The organism is Streptomyces sp. NPDC001822 (assembly GCF_042892135.1).
Lineage (GTDB): Bacteria > Actinomycetota > Actinomycetes > Streptomycetales > Streptomycetaceae > Streptomyces.
This window is the reverse complement of record NZ_JBIATW010000013.1, coordinates 116,840-136,038: the sequence shown is the minus strand read 5'-3', so window position 1 is coordinate 136,038 and position 19,199 is coordinate 116,840. Positions and strand designations below refer to the sequence as shown.

The following is a 19,199-nucleotide window of genomic DNA, read 5'->3' as shown; positions in this document are numbered from 1 at the left end:
GGGGACCGTACACGGTCCCGTTACTGCAGTTCACGGGCGCCACCCCGTGTACTTCCCGTGATCTCACCCCCCGGAAACCCGGACGTTTCCAAGCTTTCGGGGAGAGTTGTGATCACGGAGAGTAGAGGTGCCTGAATGCGCTCCTGTGATCGATCACACAGGGACAGAACGGTTGGATGGTTCGATAATTCCGCCCAAAGCGAACAGAGCGATCCAATCCGGCCTCACGCCGTGAAGCCTCTCAGACCGGCAGGGTGACGCGCATCACGAGACCACCGCCCTCGCGGGGCTCCGCGATGATACGGCCTCCGTGCGCCCGCGCGACGGATCGCGCGATCGACAGGCCGAGTCCGACGCCCTTGTCGCTCCCGGTCCGCTCCGTGCGCAGCCGCGTGAACGGCTCGAAGAGGTTGTCGATCTCGTACGCCGGCACGACGGGCCCGGTGTTCGTGACGAGCAGGACCGCCTGTCCGTGCTGGAGTTCGGTGGTGACCTCCACCCAGCCGTCCTCCGCGATGTTGTAGCGCACGGCGTTCTGCACGAGGTTGAGCGCGATGCGCTCCAGGAGGACGCCGTTGCCCTGGACGACCGCCGGCACGCGCTCGCCGCGGATGTCCACGCCCTTGTCCGCGGCCTCCGCCCTCGCCTGGTCGATGGCCCGGTCGGCCACCTCCGCCAGGTCCACCGGCTTGCGCTCCACGATCTGGTTGTCGCTGCGCGCGAGCAGGAGCAGGCCCTCCACGAGCTGTTCGCTGCGCTCGTTGGTGGCCAGGAGCGTCTTGCCGAGCTGCTGGAGCTCCATGGGCGCCCCGGGGTCCGACAGGTGCACCTCCAGGAGGGTGCGGTTGATGGCGAGGGGTGTGCGCAGCTCGTGCGAGGCGTTCCCGACGAACCGCTGCTGCGCCGTGAAGGCCCGCTCCAGACGGTCGAGCATCTCGTCGAAGGTGTCCGCGAGCTCCTTGAGCTCGTCGTCCGGGCCGTCCAGCTCGATCCGACGGGTCAGGTCCGTACCGGCGACCCTGCGGGCGGTACGGGTGATCCTGCCCAGCGGGGACAGGACCCTGCCCGCCATGGCGTAACCGAACGCGAAGGCGATGATGCTGAGGCCGACGAGGGCCAGGAGCGCCCTGTTGAGGAGGCTGTCCAGGGCATGCTGCCGCTGCGACGCGGTGCAGTCCTTGATCGCCTCGTTGAGCTGGCTGTTGTTCAGCGCGGAGCCGAGCTGCGGACAGGTGTCGCTGGAGATCCGGACGTTCGTGCCCGAGACCTGGAAGGCGAGCCCGCCCCCCGCGTCGTGCAGGGCCTGCGCGGCCAGCATGTAGATGATCGAGAGCAGGAGGATGCCCGCGATGAGGAACATGCCGCCGTACAGGAGCGTGAGCCGTATCCGGATGGTCGGACGCAGCCACGGGTAGGTGGTCTCCTGCTGCTTCGGCTCCCAGGTCGGTTTCGGGGGCGCCGCGACAGGGCCCGGGGATGCTGCCATCACGCCCTCAGATCCGGTAGCCGGAGCCGGGGACCGTCACGATGACCGCCGGTTCGCCGAGCTTGCGGCGCAGGGTCATCACCGTCACCCGCACGACGTTCGTGAACGGGTCGGTGTTCTCGTCCCAGGCCTTTTCGAGCAGCTGTTCGGCCGAGACGACCGCGCCCTCGCTGCGCATCAGGACCTCGAGGACGGCGAACTCCTTCGGGGCGAGCTGGATCTCCTGGTCGTCCCGGAAGACCTCGCGGCGGTTGGGGTCGAGCTTGATTCCCGCCCGCTCCAGCACCGGCGGCAGGGCCACCGTCGTACGGCGCCCCAGGGCCCGCACGCGGGCGGTCAGCTCGCTGAAGGCGAACGGCTTGGGGAGGTAGTCGTCCGCGCCGAGCTCCAGGCCCTCGACCCGGTCGCTGACGTCACCGGAGGCGGTGAGCATGAGCACCCGGGTGGGCATGCCGAGCTCGACGATCTTGCGGCAGACGTCGTCGCCGTGCACGAGCGGGAGGTCCCGGTCCAGCACGACGACGTCGTAGTCGTTGACCCCGACCCGCTCGAGGGCGGCCGCCCCGTCGTAGACGACGTCGACGGCCATGGCCTCCCGGCGCAGTCCGGTGGCCACCGCATCGGCGAGCAGCTGCTCGTCCTCGACGACGAGTACGCGCACGGCGCAGTCCTTCCCTAGATCTCCGGAAATACGGCGAGCGGCCTTCAATACGGCCGCTCGCTGCACGTCAGCGGCACCGACTGTGCGTGTCCATCCTGCCTTCAACACCCATAAACCGGCGGTAAGACGACGCGTCGGGGCCGTCCCGGCGGGGAATGGATCGGATTCCCCGGGCAGTTGAGGTTTCTCGAATGCCGGGCGGGGGGAGGACGACCTCACACCCGCGATCACGCCATGTATGTGGCGTACCACAGCCCGTCCTGCTTCCAGAGGGACTGCGTGATCACCCGCACCCCGGCCTTCGCGCCGGGGGACCACCGGGCACACCCCCGTGCCACCGACCCACGATGAGGGGGCGCTCCATGGACGCTTTCACCGCAGGTCTGCTGCAACGAATCAAGACCACCGAGTCCGACCTCACGATGGCTCGCGAGACGGGCGACGACTTCCTCGCGGACGTCGAACAGGGAGAGCTCGACGACCTGCACCGCCTGGCCGCCGAGCACGGCGTGGAAATCGGCGCCACAAGCGTCTGAGCCGCTGCGGGAGGGCCCGGGCAGCCGCCATGGCTGCCCGGGCCCTCCCGTCGTACGGGGCGGTCTCCGGTGCACCTCCAGGGGCGCCGGAGGGCCGTGCGTCAGTCGTGCCAGGCGCCGAGTTCGTCGAGGAGGGCCTGCAGCGGCCCGAAGACCCCGGGTGTCGCCGCGACGGTCAGGTCCCCGTCCGCGGGCCGGCCGGGCCGGCCTCCGGTGAGCGCGCCGGCCTCCCGGGCGATGAGGTCGCCGGCCGCCACGTCCCAGGGGTGCAGCCCTCGCTCGTAGTAGCCGTCGAGGCGGCCCGCGGCCACGTCGCAGAGCTCGATGGCCGCCGATCCGCCGCGCCGGATGTCGCGCAGCCTGGGGATCAGCCGCTGCGCGACGGCGGCCTGGTGGGTGCGGACCTCGGTGACGTAGTTGAAGCCCGTGGCCACCAGAGCCTGGTCGAGGGGGGCCGCGGGGCGGCACCGCAGCGCCTCGCCGTTGCCGTACGCACCCCGGCCGAGGACCGCGTGGAACGTCTCGCGGCGCATCGGGGCCTCCACGACGCCGACGACCCGCTCGCCGTCGAGCTCGGCGGCGATGGAGACCGACCACGTCGGCAGGCCGTAGAGGTAGTTCACCGTGCCGTCGAGCGGGTCGATGACCCACCGGACTCCGCTGCTGCCCTCGGCGCTGGCGCCCTCCTCTCCGAGGAAGCCGTCCGCGGGGCGGTGCTCGGAGAGGTAGCCGGTGATCAGCTTCTCCGCCCGGATGTCCATCTCGGTGACGACGTCGATGGGGCTGGACTTGGTCGCGGCCACCCCCAGGTCGGCGGGACGGCCGTCCCGGAGCAGGGCCCCGGCCCGGCGTCCCGCTTCGAGGGCGAGGTCGAGCAGTTCGGACAGGAGGGGGTCGTTCACAACGCTCCAGACGTGGTGTCGCGGGACGGGGACGGGCTGTCGGCGGCCCGCTGCGGGAAGGCGGTCAGTAGGGGCTGTCGGCGCCGGCCGCGGCCGGCGCCGGGACCCTGGCCGGACAGCACCCGACGGGGCAGAGGTCGTGCGAGGGCCCGAGCGCGCCCAGGGCGCACCGCTCGGCCGGGCGGTCCTGCTCGGCGGCGGCCCGCTCCAGGAGGAGCTCGCGCACGGCCGCGGCGAACCGGGGGTCGGCGCCGACCGTCGCGGACCTGCGGACCGGCAGCCCGAGCTCGGCCGCCTTCGCCGCCGCCTCGGTGTCGAGGTCGTACAGCACCTCCATGTGGTCCGAGACGAAGCCGATCGGCGCCATGACGACCGCCGGGACCCCGTCGCCGTGGAGGGTCTCCAGGTGGTCGCAGATGTCGGGCTCGAGCCACGGGATGTGCGGGGCGCCGCTGCGCGACTGGTAGACGAGCTGCCAGGGGTGCTCGACACCCGTCTCCTCGCGCACGGCCTCGACGATCAGGCGTGCCACGTCCAGGTGCTCGGCCACGTAGGAGCCGCCGTCGCCGTGGGACTCCACCGGCCCCGAGGTGTCGGCCGCGGAGGTCGGGATGGAGTGCGTGGTGAACGCCAGGTGCGCTCCCGCCCTGACCTCCTCGGGGAGGTCGGCCAGCGAGGCGAGCACGCCGTCCACCATGGGCCGTACGAAGCCCGGGTGGTTGAAGTAGTGCCGCAGCTTGTCGACCCGGGGCACCGTGAGCCCCTCGGCCTCCAGGGCGGCCAGGGACTCGGCGAGGTTCTCGCGGTACTGGCGGCAGCCGGAGTACGAGGCGTAGGCGCTGGTCGCGAGCACGGCGATCCGGCGGTGCCCGTCGGTGATCATCTCGCGGAGGGTGTCGGTGAGGTACGGGGCCCAGTTGCGGTTGCCCCAGTGGACGGGGATCTCCAGGCCGTGGTCCGCGAAGTCCTTGCGCAGGGCGTCGAGCAGGGCCCTGTTCTGCGCGTTGATCGGGCTCACGCCGCCGAAGAGGAAGTAGTGCTTGCCGACTTCCCTGAGGCGCTCCTCGGGGATGCCCCGGCCGCGTGTCACGTTCGCCAGGAACGGGACCACGTCGTCGGGGCCTTCGGGACCGCCGAAGGAGAGCAGCAGAAGGGCGTCGTACGGAGCTGGATCACGCAGATCGGACATGCACCCGATCCTGCCACCCGGTGGCGGCGGTGCGGCACCCGACATCGGCCGGTGCCGGGTGGCGGGGACCGCCCGTAAGCTGTGTGAGGCATCTGCACACCTGACAGGCTTCATCGGAGCACCCCTTGCCCAGCCCCTACCGCGCCATCTTCTCCGCCCCGGGAAGCCCGGCCTTCTCGGCTGCCGGATTCCTCGGCCGGATGCCGCTGGCCATGATGGGGATCGGCGTCGTCACCATGGTGTCCCAGCTCACCGGGCGCTACGGGCTGGCCGGCGCGCTGTCCGCGACGCTCGCCCTCGCGGCTGCGGCCATGGGACCGCAGGTGTCCAGGCTGGTCGACCGTTACGGGCAGCGCCGTGTGCTGCGCCCCGCCACCCTGCTCGCCGTCGCCTCCGTCGCCGGTCTGCTGATCTGTGCACAGCAGCGGCTGCCCGACTGGACGCTCTTCGTCTTCGCCGTCGGCGCGGGCTGCGTGCCGAGCGTGGGGTCGATGGTCCGGTCCCGGTGGGCCGAGATCTACCGGGGTTCCGAGCGGCAGCTGCACACGGCGTACTCGTGGGAGTCGATCGTCGACGAGGCGTGCTTCATCTTCGGCCCCATCATCTCCATCGGGCTGTCGACCGCCTGGTTCCCGGAGGCGGGCCCCCTGCTCGCCGGCGGGTTCCTGGTGGTGGGCGTGTTCTGGCTGACGGCGCAGCGGGCCACCGAGCCCAGGCCGCATCCGAAGGAGCACCACACCGGCGGCTCCGCGCTCCGCTCGTCGGGGCTCCAGGTGCTCGTGCTGACGTTCGTCGCCACGGGTGCGATCTTCGGAGCGGTGGACGTGGTGACCGTGGCCTTCGCCGAGGAGCGCGGCCACAAGGCGGCGGCCAGTCTCGTGCTCGCGGTCTACGCCCTGGGCTCCTGCCTCGCCGGGGCGGTCTTCGGCCTGTTCCACGTCAAGGGGAGGCCGGCCGCCCGGTGGCTGGTGGGGGTGTGCGCGATGGCCGTGAGTATGATCCCCCTCCAACTGGCCGGGAGCCTGCCGTTCCTGGCCGTGGCGCTCTTCGCCGCGGGCCTCGCCATCGCACCGACGATGGTCACCACGATGGCCCTCGTCGAGCAGCACGTACCGCGCACGCAGCTGACCGAGGGCATGACCTGGACCAGCACGGGACTCGCGGTCGGAGTGGCGCTCGGCTCCTCCGCCGCAGGCTGGGTGGTCGACGCCTCGGGCGCAGCGGCGGGGTACGTGGTGCCCGTCGTGTCGGGAGTGCTCGCGGCCGCGGTGGCGCTCCTGGGGTATCGCCGGCTCGCGGAGCCGGTACCTACGGGAGGGCGCGGGGACAATGACCGACACCTACGCACGGACGGCGAGCACGTGGCGTAACTGGGCGGGCAATGTCACCGCCCGGCCGGTGCGCGTGGAGTCCCCCGCATCGGTCGACGAGCTGGCCGACGTCCTCCGCAGGGCCTCCGAGGACGGTCTGACCGTGAAGCCGGCGGGGACCGGTCACTCGTTCACCGCGGCCGCGGCCACGGACGGGGTCCTCATACGCCCGGACCTGCTCACGGGCATCCGGGACGTCGACCGCGAGGCGATGACGGTGACGGTCGAGGCCGGCACCCCGTTGAAGCGCCTCAACGCCGCGCTCGCCCGCGAGGGGCTCTCCCTCACGAACATGGGCGACATCATGGAGCAGACGGTCGCCGGGGCCACGTCCACCGGGACCCACGGCACCGGACGCGACTCGGCGTCCGTGTCGGCGCAGATCCGCGCGCTCGAACTGCTCACGGCCGACGGCACGGTGCTCCGCTGCTCGGACGCCGAACACCCCGACGTCTTCGCGGCGGCCAGGATCGGCCTGGGCGCGCTCGGCGTGGTCACCGCGGTCACCTTCGCGGTCGAGCCGGTCTTCCTGCTGAGGGCCCGCGAGGAGCCGATGACCTTCGACCGGGTCACGGCCGACTTTGATCAGCTCGTCGCCGAGAACGAGCACTTCGAGTTCTACTGGTTCCCGCACACGGGCAACTGCAACACCAAACGGAACAACCGCAGCGCCGGCCCGGCCGCTCCGCCCGGGCGGGTCAGGGGCTGGGTCGAGGACGAGCTGCTGTCCAACGGGATCTTCCAGGTCGCCTGCACGGTGGGCCGGGCGGTCCCCGGGACCATCCCCGCCCTCGCGAAGATCTCCAGCCGCGCCCTGTCGGCCCGCACCTACACCGACATCCCGTACAAGGTGTTCACCAGCCCCCGCCGGGTGCGCTTCGTCGAGATGGAGTACGCCCTGCCGCGCGAGGCCGCCGTCGAGGCGCTGCGGGAGCTCAAGGCCATGATCGACCGCTCGCCGCTGCGCATCGGCTTCCCGGTGGAGGTCCGTACGGCTCCCGCGGACGACATCGCGCTGTCCACGGCCTCGGGCCGGGACAGCGCGTACATCGCGGTGCACCTGTACCGGGGCACCCCGTACCAGGCGTACTTCACGGCCGTCGAACGGATCATGACGGGGTACGACGGCCGCCCGCACTGGGGCAAGATCCACACCCGGGACGCCGCGTACCTCGCCGGGGCCTATCCGCGCTTCGGAGAGTTCACCGCCGTACGCGACCGGCTCGACCCGGGCCGGCTGTTCGCCAACGACTACCTGCGCCGGGTGCTCGGCGACTGACGCGCGGAGCCCTGCGGCGCGGGCTCACCGTCCGGCGTCCGCCCCGGAGGCCGCGTCGTCCTGTGCGCCCGCGGCGTCGCCGGCACCGGTCGTGGCGGGTGCGGACGGGGTGCCGTCACCGGGGGCCGACGGTGTGGTCTCCGGTGCGGTGGGGTCCGCGGAGAGCGAGGGCGAAGGAGCCGGATCCTCGGTCGCGCCGCCTCCGGACGGGTCGGGCGAGGCGCTGTGGCCGTCGCGGGGATCGGTGCCGGGCTCCGTCGTGGCGCCCGTGTCCGGTCGGCGCACGTCGTCCCCGTCGTCGTCCCGCCCGGTTCCGGTGGACGGCTCGGGGGCCTTCGCCCCGCCGTCGCGCTCGCCCCGGACGACCGAGCCGACGGTCGTCCCCCCGTTGCCGCCGAGATCGTGGCCGGACACCGCCTCGTAGACCGTGATGCCCGCCATCGAGAACACGAACACACCGGTGGCCGCGAGGGCCGAACGCTTCCAGCCCCGGACGCGGGTGCCGTGGGTGCGGGCGTCGGAGTAGGCGTCGTCCGGGGTCACGCCGCCGGGGAGCGTCCCGGGGCGGGCCGCGTCATCCACCGGGCCGCCGTCGCCGGCCCGCACTCGGCGGAGCAGCCTGGTGCGCTCGGCCTCGGACTCCGCCTCCGTCACGGAGCGCAGGACCGTGGTCGCCTCGTCCCGCGGCCACTGCGACGCGGGGGACGTCTCCTTGGTGCGCACCGTCACCTGACGGCCCGCCGGATGTTTCACCTGGACCGTGACTTCACGGATCTGCTCGCCGGTGCGGCGGAAGAAGTGCTGGAAGACCGACCCTCCGCAGGTGGCCACCACGCTCATCACGCCGGCACCCGCGATGGTTCCGTACACGCCCAGCTGTGAGGCCATGACCGCTGCGGCGACCGAGGCGACCGCACTGCCGGCGACCTGCGGCAGGCTCAGATCTATGCGCCTTTCCTTATGTTCCGCATCACTCTGCGGCTTCTGAACCATGATCAGCCCCTGCTCGACAACTACCCCACCTTGCACCAGGAAGGGACATATGAGCGAACCGGATAGTTCCGATTCTGGAGTTTCTGTGAAGCAGCCCACGCATCGCGGGCATACGGCCGCGAACGGGGTAACCCAACTCCTGTGTCCGACGAGAACTTCGGCGGCGCGCCGGTCCACCCACGTGGCCCGAATGGAGTACTGTGACGAGCCCTGGGGCCGGACTCCCGCATGGGTGGCCGGGCCTACGGGAGGGAGCCGAAATCGGCACTCGAACCGGCGGCGCCGCGGCATCGCACGGGCGCCTGCTGCACGGAGTGACGAACCGGTCGCTCCGCGTCGCAAACAGGTAACCGTGCCATCGTGGCGCTCCAGGGCCAAGGCCCGACACGCCGGGTAACTTGGCAAGGTTGTGGCAGGCTGAACCCGGGCAGGTCACACTCGACTAGCGGAAGCAGCGACGCACGTGACGTCGGCAGGCACCACCCGGGAGGTTCCCATGCCCGAACTGCGTGTCGTGGCCGTCTCAAACGACGGCACACGACTGGTGCTCAAGGCTGCGGACAGCACGGAGTACACGCTTCCGATCGACGAGCGGCTGCGTGCCGCCGTGCGCAACGACCGCGCACGCCTGGGCCAGATCGAGATCGAGGTGGAGAGCCATCTCCGCCCCCGCGACATCCAGGCGCGGATACGCGCCGGTGCCTCCGCCGAGGAGGTCGCGCAGTTCGCCGGCATCCCGGTCGACCGGGTGCGCCGCTTCGAGGGTCCTGTGCTCGCGGAGCGCGCCTTCATGGCCGAGCGGGCCCGGAAGACGGCCGTGCGCCGCCCCGGCGAGAACACGGGACCCCAGCTCGGCGACGCGGTGCAGGAGCGGCTGCTGCTGCGCGGTGCCGACCGGGAGACCGTGCAGTGGGACTCCTGGCGCCGGGACGACGGCACCTGGGAGGTCCTCCTGGTGTACCGCGTCGCAGGCGAACCGCACTCCGCGAGCTGGACCTACGACCCGCCGCGGCGCCTGGTCCAGGCCGTGGACGAGGAGGCGCGGTCGCTGATCGGCGAGACCGACGACTCCGCCTCCCCCGAGCCCAGCTTCCCGTTCGTGCCCCGGATCGCCCGCCTGCCGCGCGACCGGCCGCTGGACCGCGCCCTGGACCGCCAGATCGAGCGGCCCGCCCCTTCGGTGCCGGAGCCGGACGAGCGCCTCGGCGGCATCTCCGTGGGCGAGCGCGACTCACTGACGAGCCTTCTGGAAGCGGTACCGAGTTTCCGCGGGGACATGGTCGTGCCCGAGCGCCCGTCGCAGCCGGAGCCGCCCGCGCTCGAACCCGCGCCGCAGCAGGAGCCCGAGGCGGACGAGCCTCCGGCGGCGGCCGCGGCGGGCGCCGGTTCCGCCTACGCCGACGTGCTGATGCCGCGCGCGGTGGCCGGGCACCGTGACCGGCTGACCGGCACCACGGACCGCCAGGCCGAGGCCGACGGGGTGCGCCCCGGACGCCGGGCGGCGGTGCCGAGCTGGGACGAGATCGTCTTCGGTACGCGCCGGAAGAAGCAGGACTGACGGACGGCCCGGACACCGATGGCGTGAGGAGGGCCCGTGCGCACCGGCGTACGGACCCTCACCCCTCGATGCGGCCGACGGCCTCAGCGCGGGTCCGGTCCCGTGGCGACCGGCCGGGACTCGTCCGCGGACCATTCCGACCAGGAGCCCGCGTAGAGGGCGGCCCGGTGTCCGGCGATCTCCAGCGCCAGCACCTGATGCGCGCCCGAGACGCCGGAGCCGCAGTAGACACCGACCTCCGTGGCACCGTCCGCACCCAGGGCCTCGAACCGGGAGGCCAGCGATCCGGCGGGCAGGAACCGCCCGTCCTCATCGACGTTCAGGGTGGTCGGGGCGGAGACCGCACCCGGGATGTGGCCGCCCACCCGGTCGATGGGCTCGACGTCGCCCCGGTAGCGCTCCGCCGCCCGCGCGTCGAGCAGGAGCCCGGAGCGGGCGAGGCCGGCCGCACCGTCGGCGTCCAGCAGACCCAGCGCACCCGGCGCGGGCCGGAAGTCGCCCTCGTCGGGCTTCGGGAGCGCGGTGGTGAGCTCGCCCGTCCACGCGGCGAGCCCTCCGTCCAGCACGCGGACGTCGAGGTGACCGGTCCAGCGCAGCAGCCACCAGGCGCGCGCGGCCGCCCAGCCCTGACCGCCGTCATAGACCACCACGGGAGTCCCGCCCCCCACGCCCGCGCGCCGCATGACCGCACCGAAGTCCTCGGGGTCCGGCAGGGGGTGGCGGCCGCCGCTGCCCGCCGGGCCGGCCAGCTCGGCGTCGAGGTCGACGAACACCGCGCCCGGGATGTGCCCGGCCTCGTAGGCGGCGCGGCCGTGCGGGCCGCCGAGCTGCCAGCGGACGTCGAGGAGTACGGGCGGGCGCGGCCCGGTCGACTCGCTCAGATATTCGACTGCGGTGATGATGGGCTTCATGGGTGCCATCCTCGCGCAGGGACCACCCGCGATGTCGCCACCCCTAAGCGGATACTCCCCATCAAAACGGTCAACACGGCTACCGGAAGCCGGAAAACGCGGCGCGGCCGGGGTGCCTCGGAGGCTCAGTGGTGCGAGCATCTGCACGGAGCGTACGCACCCGTATCCGTACCGCTGGACGTCGTGCAGGCCCCGTCCCCCCGTACGGCGACCCCGATGGTACGAGGAGAGAGAAGAAGATGACCGAGGCTGCCACCCGGCGCATTCCCGGAGCACCGTGCTGGGTGAGTCTGATCGTGCACGGCCTGTCCGCGACCCAGGACTTCTACAGCCAGCTGTTCGGCTGGGAGTTCCGGCCGGGTCCCGAGCAGTTGGGCCCGTACGTACGGGCCCTCCTGCACGGCAAGGAGGTCGCCGGCATCGGGCAGTTGCCACCGGACCGGCACCTCCCCATTGCCTGGACGACCTATCTGGCCACGGAGGACGCGGACGCCACCGCGGAGGCCATCCGTTCCTGCGGCGGCACGGTCGCGGTCGGCCCGATCGTCGCGGGAGACGCGGGCCGCCTGGCGCTCGCGTCGGACCCCGGCGGAGCCGTGTTCGGCATCTGGCAGGCCGCCGAGCACCTCGGCACGGCCCTGGCGGGCACGCCCGGCACGCCCGTGTGGAACGAGCTGGTGACACGGGAGACCGCGTCGGTCGCCAAGTTCTACCAGGCGGTGTTCGGCTTCGAGGCCGAGGCGGTCGTCTCGGCCGACTTCGACTACCAGACACTGCATCTGCGGGGGCGCCCGGTCGCGGCCCTCCACGGCGTGGGGCACGGTCTGCCGCGCGACCGGGGGCCGCACTGGATGACGTACTTCCAGGTCGCCGACGCCGACGAGGCCGCGGCGCGGGTGGCCGAACTCGGCGGGCGTGTACTGCATCCGCCGAGGGATACGCCGAGCGGGCGCCTCGCGACCGTGGCGGACCCCGAGGGAGCGGTGTTCACCGTGGTCAGGCCGCCGGAGGACTGAGCGGACGGCCGGCGGCCCGGCATGCCGCGTACCGGGCCTCAACTCGGCCGGGCGGGCTGGAGTCCGGCGTACACACCGCCCCTGTCGAGCAGTTGCTCGTGCGTGCCCACTTCGGCGACGCGGCCGCCCTGCATGGCCACGATGCGGTCCGCACCCTGGATCGTGGACAGCCGGTGCGCGACAACGAAGACGGTCCGGCCGCGCACGAGCGGGGTGTTGGATGACGGGACAGCCCTTGGCGAGCCGAAGCGTCCGTTGATCATGTCCAGGCGCGTTCCAGGTACGGAGACGACCGGCATAACGGCTCACTGCGCCGCACTCCCAGCGAAAGGGTGGTTTTCGGGATCTTGCCGCGTGATCGTCCCCGGCCCGGGTAGCCGCGAGAGATGTTCAGGCATAGGCGCGTACGCATTCTGACCGTGCTGCTCAGCGGCTGGGTGGCACTGACCGCGGTGGAGCGGGTGGCCGAGGGGGCGTCCTGGCCGGGCGCGGCCCTGGGCGGGCTGCTGTGGGCTTCCGTGGTGGCGGGCGTCTGGTGGTTCGCGGAGTGGACGCAGTCGCCGCTGCGCACCGCACGCGAGGCGGCGGAGGCGCGCCGCCGGGAGGCCGCCGTGGCGTACGGGGACACCGGCGCGGACACCGGTCCCGGGTCCGCCGGGCGCACGGCCGGCTCCTCGGCCCCGGCGCGGCGCTGACGCCGCGTCGGGTCAGCGGCCGATGACGTGAACCGCCCGTGCGCACCTCCTGGGTGCGCACGGGCGGTTCACGTACGGGGAAGCCCGGATCACGGGCTCAGGGGGCCGTCTCCCGCCGCCGTCGCCTCGGCGAGCTTCTGGAACTCGCCCAGGTCGTAGTTGGCCAGCGCCGAGTCGAGGTTCGTCAGAGCACCCACGTGCTCCACGAATCCCCTGGGGTCGTACTCGATCTGCAGGGCCACCCGGCTGGAGTGGTCGTCGATCCGGTGGAAGGTGACCACTCCGGCGTGGTGCACGCCCTCGATCGTCTTCCAGGCGATGCGGTCCTGAGGGACGACCTCGGTGAGCTCCGCGACGAAGCTCTTGTCGGCGCCCGGCAGGGACAGCTGCCAGGAGAACCGGCGCTCGTCCATCGGGTCGACGCGCTGTACGTGGCTCAGGAACTTCGGCCACTGCGTCACATCGCTCCACAGAGCCCAGGTAACGGCGACCGGCGCCTTGATGTCGACGGTTTCGACGAGGGAGGAGGACATGTCATCACCCTTTTCGGACTCGGTTGCGGCTTCCGCACCCGAGTACCCCCTCGACGTTCCCCCACGCATGATCCTCGGCCCTTCGGCCGCCGGGGCGGCCGTGCTCAGCCGTGGTTGACGGGCAGGACGTCCGGCGAGAGCGCGCCCGCGTACGCGGCGGCGCTCGTCATGTGGCGGCGGTGGTGACGGCGGCAGAGGACCTCGTAGCCGACCTCTCCGGCCGGCCGGTCGACGTCGCCGACGACGACCTGCTCCCCCTCGACGACCATCGCACCGTCCACGGTCCTGGCGTTGTGCGTGGCGCGCGCGCCGCACCAGCACATGGCCTCGACCTGGAGTGTCTCTATGCGGTCGGCCAGTTCGATCAGGCGCTGCGAGCCGGGGAAGAGCTTGGTCCGGAAATCCGTGGTGATCCCGAAGGCGAAGACGTCCAGGCCCAGGTCGTCCACGACGCGCGCCAGTTGGTCGATCTGCTCGGGCGCCATGAACTGCGCCTCGTCGACGATCACGTGGTCGACCTTGTCGCCCCTCGACATCCGCCCCACGAGATAGCCGTACAGGTCCATGCCCGGTGCCGCCTCGACGGCGTCCGTCACCAGGCCCAGCCGCGAGGAGAGCTTCCCCTCCCCCGCCCGGTCGTCGCGGGTGAAGATCACTCCCTGCAGACCTCGGGCCGACCTGTTGTGACTGATCTGGAGGGCCAGGGTGCTCTTTCCGCAGTCCATCGTTCCGGAGAAGAACACGAGCTCGGGCATGAGGGGGTGCGTGCCTTTCGGGGTGCGTGTGCGGTGCGGGGTGCGTGTCGGGTGCGTGCGGAGAACGGGGTTACGAGCGTACTTCGAGCAGCGGGACCAACTGCTCGACGGGGGTCAGCGAGCCGTGCATCCCCACCATCACCGACTCGTGGGGTTCGTTGACGGAGGCGGTGATCACCACGTCGTCGTGGGCGGCTGCCACGACGTCGCCGATCCTGCCGTACACACGCTCGTCGATCCGGGGGCCGAACCAGCCCGCGGCGACGGCCTCGTCCCGGCTCGCCACCCAGAACTGCTCGCCCAGCACCTCGCGCCACACGGTGAGCACATCGGCCTCGGCCCCGGGCACCGCGTACACGTGGCGTGCCCGGCCCTCGCCGCCCAGCAGGGCCACTCCCGCGCCGAGTTCCCAGTCCTCGTCGAAGTCGATCCGGGACTGTTCGTCGAACGGGATGTCGATCATGCCGTGGTCGGCCGTGACGTAGAGCGCCGAGCGGGGCGGGAGCTGCTCGGCCAGGCGCCGGGCGAGCCCGTCGACGTACATCAGCTGGCCGCGCCAGGCGTCGGAGTCGACACCGAAGCGGTGGCCCTGTCCGTCGACCTCGCTGTAGTACGTGTAGACCAGCGACCTGTCGCCCGCGGCGAGCCGCTCGGCGGCGAGGTCCATGCGCTCCTCGCCCGTGAGCCGGCCGAGGAAGGAACCGCCGCTGAGCGCGACCTTGGTCAGCGGGGTCTGCTCGAAGTTGGGCGCGGAGACCTGCGCCGTGCGCACCCCCGCCGCGTCGGCGAGCTGGAAGACGGTGGGGTGGGGCTGCCAGACCTTGGGCTCGGTCCAGGGCCTCCAGCGGAGCTGGTTCATCAGCGCGCCGGTCTCGGGGTTCCGCACGGTGTACCCGGGGAGGCCGTGCTCACCGGGGGGCAGGCCCGTACCGACGGAGGCGAGCGAGGTCGCCGTGGTCGACGGGAAGCCCGCCGTGATGGGCCGGCCGGTACCGCCACGGGAGGTGGACAGGAGGGAGTGCAGGAAGGGCGCTTCGTCGGGGTGCGCCGTGATCTGCTCCCAGCCGAGGCCGTCGATCAGGAAGACGCAGTTCCGGTCGGCCGGGGTGAGTTCGGGGATCGCCGCCTCGAAGCCGGGTACGCCCTGTCCGGCGGCGAGGGTGGGCAGGAGGTCGGCGAGCGAACCGCTGCCGTACTCCGGTGCCGGAGCGGAATCGGGAGCGAGCAGGACGGGGTCCTGCCAGGCCGGCTGGGCCATCAGCGGCCGGTCGCCGCGGTCGCGGCCGTGGCCTCGGAGAGGGCCTGTGCGAAGGCGAGGGTCTGGCGCACGGTGTCCGGGCCGTCGCCGGCCTCGCTGACCCGCAGGCTCAGGTCGTCGGCGGTGGAGCTGCCCGTGTAGCCGTGGTCGGCCTCGCAGTTGGGGTCGCCGCAGGCGGCGGGCTCCAGGTCGATCCGGGAGACGGCGCCCCAGCCGATGGTGAGGACGACCTCGCGCGGCAGCGTGCCGGGCACGTACTTCTCGGGGTCGGCGACGACGCGGCTCACCACGACGGACGAGATCCGGTCGAGCTTGACGGACTCGGTCGACGTCGTGGCGTACGGCGTCGGGGAGCTGTTGTCGGCGGCCTGCTCGTCGGTGTGGCTGACGATGAAGCGCGTGTCCGTGAGGACGAGGACCGTGACGTGGCGGCGGACCTCGTTGGAGTCGAAGGTGGTCTCCTGGTGCACCAGGTACGACGCGACCGGCTCCCCGCCGACGGCGGCCTCCACCGCCTCGGCCACGAGGGCCGGGTAGTAGCCGCTGCGCTCGATCGCCGTGCGCAGCCCCTGGGTCGTCGTACCGGTCTTTGCCATGCGGACCATCCTACGGGGGGCAGGTGGCTGCCGGGGACGCCGTGCGCGGGCCGCGGGGTCAGTAGCGGGGGAGCCGCCGGGGGCCGATGTCGCTGCGGGCGGGCGGCGGTGCGAGGCGGACGCTCGCCCCGAGCACGGTCAGGCCGTGCGTGGCCACGACGACCGGTTCCAGGGCGACCGAGACCACCTCCGGGTGGTCGTCGACCAGCCGCGACACCCTCAGCAGGAGTTCCTCGAGAGCCGCGGTGTCGGCCGGCGCGGAGCCCCGCCAGCCGAACAGCACCGGCGCCGCCTTGATGGACCGGACGAGTTCGGCGGCGTCGCGGTCGGTGACGGGCACGAGGCGGTGGGCGGTGTCGCCCAGCAGCTCGGAGGGGGCGCCGGCGAGGCCGAAGGAGAGGACGGCCCCGGCGGCCGCGTCGATCGAGGCGCGCACGACGGTGTCGACGCCCCGGGGTGCCATGGCCTGGACGACGGGCTGGAGTTCGGCGGGTGTGCCGAGCAGGTCCGTCAGTTCGTCGTAGGCACGGCGCAGCGCGTCCTCGTCGACGAGGTCGAGCCGGACGCCGCCCAGATCGGCACGGTGGCGGAGATGGGGCGCCGTGGTCTTGAGGGCGACCGGGTAGCCCAGCCGCCCGGCGGCGGCGACGGCGGCCCCGGCGTCAGGGGCGGGAAGCGTGGGACGCACGGTGACGCCGTAGCCGGCCAGGAGCTCCTGGGACTCGTCGTGGGTGAGGGGACGGCCGCGCGGGTCGGGGTCCGTCCCGAGCAGCGCGTCGATGAGCGCGGCGGTGCCCGGTGCGTCGATGGTGTCGTCGAGGAATTCCGGCACCTTGCCGGGGGACGCGGCCTGGCGGCGCCACTGGGCGTACTTCACCGCTTCGGCGAGGGCGCGCACGGCCCGCTCGGCCGCCGGGTAGGCGGGGATCCGTCCGGCGCGGGGGGTACGCCGGGCCTCGTCGGGCGCAGGTGCGGGCGCCGCCGGTGCGGGGCCGCGTGGTTCGGCTCCGGCCGGGGCGGCGGGCCGCCGGGGCGCGGGCGGTGCCGCCGTGCCGGCCGCGTCGGCGAGCGCCTGGGCCAGGCCGCCCATCTCCACGTGCACGACGGCGACCGGCTTGGGCGGGCCGTCGGCCGCCGCCTCGCGCAGCGCGGCACCGAGGACCTCCCCCTCGCCGGTCTGCGCCTCGCCGTTCTCCCCCACCCAGGGGATCGCCGTCACGATCACACCGTCGCAGCCCGGGTCGGCCAGTGCGTGCGCGAGGGCGTCCCGGAAGTCCTGGGGGCCCGCGGCGGTGGTGAGGTCGCGGGGCGGGCGCGGACGCAGCCCTTCGGCCAGGCACGCGTCGTAGGTGAGGAGCCCGAGGGACTCGGAGTTGCCCAGGATCGCGACCCGTGGGCCGTCCGGCAGGGGCTGGCCGGCGAGGAGCAGGCCCACGTCGACCATCTCGGTCACGGTGTCGACCCGGATCACACCGGCCTGGCGCATGAGGGCGGAGACCGTGGCGTCGGGGATACGGCTGACGGGCACGGCGTGGCCCGGCGGGTTGGTACCGCTGTGCCGGGCGCCCTTGACCACGACCACCGGCTTGACCGCGGCGGTCCGGCGGGCGAGCCGGGTGAACTTGCGCGGGTTGCCCAGTGATTCGAGGTACAGCAGGGCGACGTCGGTGTCCTGGTCCTCGAACCAGTACTGCAGGAAGTCGTTGCCGGAGACGTCGGCCCGGTTGCCCGCGGAGATGAAGGAGGACAGTCCCGCTCCGCGCCGGTGGAGGCCGGACAGGAGCGCGATGCCGATGGCACCGGACTGGGTGAAGAGCCCGATGCGGCCGGCCTGGGGCGACTCGGGGGCGAGGGAGGCGTTGAGGCGGACGGCGTCGGAGGTGTTGATGATGCCGAAGGCGTTCGGCCCGATGATCCGCATCCCGTACGACCGTGCCTGGCGGACCAGTTCGCGCTGGCGCTCCCGGCCGTCGGCGCCGCGCTCGCCGTAGCCGGCGGAGAGGACGACGACTCCTTGGACCCCGTGTTCACCGCAGTCCGCAACGGCTTCCGGCACCCGGTCGGCGGGGACCGCCACGACCGCGAGGTCGACGGGCTCACCGATCTCGGCCACGGAGCGGTGCGCGGGGACGCCGTCGACCGTGGCCAGGCCGGCGGCGAAGGAGGTGTTCACCGCGTAGGTGCGTCCGGTGAAGTCCGAGCCCAGGAGATTGCGCAGGACCGTGCGGCCGACCCCGCCCTCGGCGCGGCCGACGCCGACCACCGCGACGGAGCCGGGGGCGAGCAGACGCTGCACCGAGCGCGCCTCGGCCCGCTGTTCCCGCGCGCGCTGGACGGCGAGGGACTCGGCCGTGGGTTCCAGGTCGAGGGTGAGGTGGACGGAGCCGTCCTCGAAGCTGCGGTGCTGGGTGAATCCGGCATCGCGGAACACCTTGATCATCTTGTTGTTGGCGGGCAGCACCTCGGCGGCGAAGCGGCGGATGCCCCTCTCCCGGGCCACCGCCGCGATGTGCTCCAGGAGCGCCGACGCCACTCCGCGGCCCTGGTGGGCGTCCTGGACGAGGAAGGCGACCTCGGCCTCGTCCGCGGGGGCGGAGGCGGGGCGGCCCCGCTCGTCGATGCGGTCGAAGCGGACGGTGGCGATGAAGTCGCCGCCGACGGTGACGGCGAGTCCCACCCGGTCGACGTAGTCGTGATGGGTGAAGCGGTGGACGTCGCTCGCGGAGAGCCGGGGGTAGGGAGCGAAGAAGCGGTAGTACTTCGACTCGTCGGAGACCTGCTCGTAGAAGCTGACCAGCCGCTCGGCGTCGTCCGTGGTGATGGGCCGGATGCAGGCGGTGCCGCCGTCGCGGAGCACCACGTCCGCTTCCCAGTGGTCGGGGTACGCGTGATGCGGACTCTGCTCCGGGGTGGGCTCCATGGGCAAAGCCTACGGCCGCCGCAGCGGTCGCGGCGGGTTCCCGGCGGGGGCACGCTGAGTGAGCCTGCGGGTGGCCACCGGGCCTGCTCCGGGGCCGGGCACAGCAGGGCGCACTGCATGAGAGACTGGTCTAGACAACTCATTGACACCTGAAGGGCAGAACCATGGCTGAGCGCCGCGTCAACGTCGGTTGGGCCGAGGGCCTGCACGCCCGCCCCGCTTCCATCTTCGTCCGTGCCGCCACGGCCTCCGGCGTCCCCGTGACGATCGCCAAGGCGGACGGCAACCCCGTCAACGCCGCCTCCATGCTCGCGGTGCTCGGCCTGGGCGCGCAGGGTGGCGAGGAGATCGTGCTCGCGTCCGAGGCGGACAACGCCGAGGCCGCCCTGGACCGCCTGGCGAAGCTGGTCGCCGAAGGGCTCGAGGAGCTCCCGGAGACCGTCTGATCCCGGCCGCTCCTGTCCGGAATTCTCTTTGCGGCAAAGCCGCGGCACCCCCACCGGGCGCCGCGGCTTTTCTGTTTACCGGGCCACCCGGAACA

The 19,199-nt window shown here is 72.6% G+C and carries 19 protein-coding genes; 7 read left to right on the top strand and 12 right to left on the bottom strand.

What is annotated here, in order from left to right:
• Nucleotides 1-241: 241 nt before the first annotated feature.
• Nucleotides 242-1,486, bottom strand: a complete 1,245-nt coding sequence (locus ACFYY2_RS26765; RefSeq protein WP_388747419.1) for a sensor histidine kinase — start codon at nucleotides 1,484-1,486, stop codon at nucleotides 242-244.
• 7 nt (nucleotides 1,487-1,493) lie between these two features.
• Complete coding sequence (locus ACFYY2_RS26760; protein ID WP_327113679.1) at nucleotides 1,494-2,147, bottom strand: response regulator transcription factor; 654 nt, start codon at nucleotides 2,145-2,147, stop codon at nucleotides 1,494-1,496.
• 362 nt (nucleotides 2,148-2,509) lie between these two features.
• On the opposite strand from ACFYY2_RS26760, the gene ACFYY2_RS26755 reads away from it, so the two are divergent.
• On the top strand, nucleotides 2,510-2,683 hold the full coding sequence (locus ACFYY2_RS26755) for a hypothetical protein (protein ID WP_327113681.1): 174 nt from the start codon (nucleotides 2,510-2,512) through the stop codon (nucleotides 2,681-2,683).
• A gap of 101 nt (nucleotides 2,684-2,784) precedes the next feature.
• On the opposite strand, the gene ACFYY2_RS26750 is transcribed toward ACFYY2_RS26755, so the two are convergent.
• Nucleotides 2,785-3,585 carry an inositol monophosphatase family protein gene (locus ACFYY2_RS26750; RefSeq protein ID WP_388747416.1) on the bottom strand — a complete coding sequence of 267 codons (801 nt, stop codon included), beginning with the start codon at nucleotides 3,583-3,585 and terminating at the stop codon, nucleotides 2,785-2,787.
• Between the two features lie 64 nt (nucleotides 3,586-3,649).
• Nucleotides 3,650-4,774 (bottom strand): ferrochelatase, encoded by a 1,125-nt coding sequence (locus tag ACFYY2_RS26745; RefSeq protein ID WP_388747413.1) that lies wholly within the window; start codon nucleotides 4,772-4,774, stop codon nucleotides 3,650-3,652.
• 125 nt (nucleotides 4,775-4,899) lie between these two features.
• Between ACFYY2_RS26745 and ACFYY2_RS26740 the strand changes: the two genes are divergently transcribed.
• Nucleotides 4,900-6,144: an MFS transporter gene (locus ACFYY2_RS26740; RefSeq protein WP_388747410.1), complete on the top strand. Its 1,245-nt coding sequence runs from the start codon at nucleotides 4,900-4,902 to the stop codon at nucleotides 6,142-6,144.
• Nucleotides 6,104-7,423, top strand: a complete 1,320-nt coding sequence (locus ACFYY2_RS26735) for a D-arabinono-1,4-lactone oxidase (RefSeq protein ID WP_388747408.1) — start codon at nucleotides 6,104-6,106, stop codon at nucleotides 7,421-7,423. Before ACFYY2_RS26740 ends, ACFYY2_RS26735 begins: the two co-directional genes overlap by 41 nt.
• Nucleotides 7,424-7,447: 24 nt before the next feature.
• Here the strand turns inward: ACFYY2_RS26735 and ACFYY2_RS26730 are convergent, their stop codons facing one another.
• Complete coding sequence (locus ACFYY2_RS26730; RefSeq protein ID WP_388747405.1) at nucleotides 7,448-8,416, bottom strand: hypothetical protein; 969 nt, start codon at nucleotides 8,414-8,416, stop codon at nucleotides 7,448-7,450.
• Between the two features lie 496 nt (nucleotides 8,417-8,912).
• Here ACFYY2_RS26730 and sepH point away from each other — a divergent pair, with 496 nt between their 5' ends.
• The gene (sepH, locus tag ACFYY2_RS26725) at nucleotides 8,913-9,974 is read left to right on the top strand and encodes a septation protein SepH (protein ID WP_388747402.1); all 1,062 of its coding nucleotides are present in this window, start codon (nucleotides 8,913-8,915) and stop codon (nucleotides 9,972-9,974) included.
• A gap of 83 nt (nucleotides 9,975-10,057) precedes the next feature.
• Here the strand turns inward: sepH and ACFYY2_RS26720 are convergent, their stop codons facing one another.
• Nucleotides 10,058-10,885: a sulfurtransferase gene (locus ACFYY2_RS26720; RefSeq protein WP_388747399.1), complete on the bottom strand. Its 828-nt coding sequence runs from the start codon at nucleotides 10,883-10,885 to the stop codon at nucleotides 10,058-10,060.
• 239 nt (nucleotides 10,886-11,124) lie between these two features.
• Between ACFYY2_RS26720 and ACFYY2_RS26715 the strand changes: the two genes are divergently transcribed.
• Complete coding sequence (locus tag ACFYY2_RS26715; RefSeq protein WP_388747396.1) at nucleotides 11,125-11,901, top strand: VOC family protein; 777 nt, start codon at nucleotides 11,125-11,127, stop codon at nucleotides 11,899-11,901.
• 38 nt (nucleotides 11,902-11,939) lie between these two features.
• Here ACFYY2_RS26715 and ACFYY2_RS26710 read toward each other — a convergent pair whose 3' ends face one another.
• Nucleotides 11,940-12,164: a hypothetical protein gene (locus tag ACFYY2_RS26710; RefSeq protein ID WP_388747616.1), complete on the bottom strand. Its 225-nt coding sequence runs from the start codon at nucleotides 12,162-12,164 to the stop codon at nucleotides 11,940-11,942.
• A 123-nt stretch (nucleotides 12,165-12,287) separates the two neighbouring features.
• Between ACFYY2_RS26710 and ACFYY2_RS26705 the strand changes: the two genes are divergently transcribed.
• Nucleotides 12,288-12,596: a hypothetical protein gene (locus ACFYY2_RS26705; protein WP_388747393.1), complete on the top strand. Its 309-nt coding sequence runs from the start codon at nucleotides 12,288-12,290 to the stop codon at nucleotides 12,594-12,596.
• A gap of 89 nt (nucleotides 12,597-12,685) precedes the next feature.
• Here the strand turns inward: ACFYY2_RS26705 and ACFYY2_RS26700 are convergent, their stop codons facing one another.
• The 5 genes from ACFYY2_RS26700 to ACFYY2_RS26680 form a co-directional block, all read right to left on the bottom strand.
• Nucleotides 12,686-13,129: an SRPBCC family protein gene (locus tag ACFYY2_RS26700; protein WP_388747390.1), complete on the bottom strand. Its 444-nt coding sequence runs from the start codon at nucleotides 13,127-13,129 to the stop codon at nucleotides 12,686-12,688.
• Between the two features lie 104 nt (nucleotides 13,130-13,233).
• On the bottom strand, nucleotides 13,234-13,884 hold the full coding sequence (locus ACFYY2_RS26695) for a thymidine kinase (protein ID WP_327113703.1): 651 nt from the start codon (nucleotides 13,882-13,884) through the stop codon (nucleotides 13,234-13,236).
• A gap of 70 nt (nucleotides 13,885-13,954) precedes the next feature.
• Complete coding sequence (locus tag ACFYY2_RS26690; RefSeq protein WP_388747386.1) at nucleotides 13,955-15,142, bottom strand: alkaline phosphatase family protein; 1,188 nt, start codon at nucleotides 15,140-15,142, stop codon at nucleotides 13,955-13,957.
• Nucleotides 15,142-15,738, bottom strand: a complete 597-nt coding sequence (locus tag ACFYY2_RS26685) for a DUF5998 family protein (RefSeq protein ID WP_388747383.1) — start codon at nucleotides 15,736-15,738, stop codon at nucleotides 15,142-15,144. The genes ACFYY2_RS26690 and ACFYY2_RS26685 overlap by 1 nt, the downstream gene beginning before the upstream one ends.
• Nucleotides 15,739-15,796: 58 nt before the next feature.
• A complete protein-coding gene (locus tag ACFYY2_RS26680; protein WP_388747380.1) occupies nucleotides 15,797-18,658 on the bottom strand; it encodes a GNAT family N-acetyltransferase in 2,862 nt (953 codons plus the stop codon).
• Nucleotides 18,659-18,822: 164 nt separating this feature from the next.
• Between ACFYY2_RS26680 and ACFYY2_RS26675 the strand changes: the two genes are divergently transcribed.
• The gene (locus tag ACFYY2_RS26675) at nucleotides 18,823-19,104 is read left to right on the top strand and encodes an HPr family phosphocarrier protein (protein ID WP_018520603.1); all 282 of its coding nucleotides are present in this window, start codon (nucleotides 18,823-18,825) and stop codon (nucleotides 19,102-19,104) included.
• The last annotated feature ends 95 nt before the right edge of the window (nucleotides 19,105-19,199 follow it).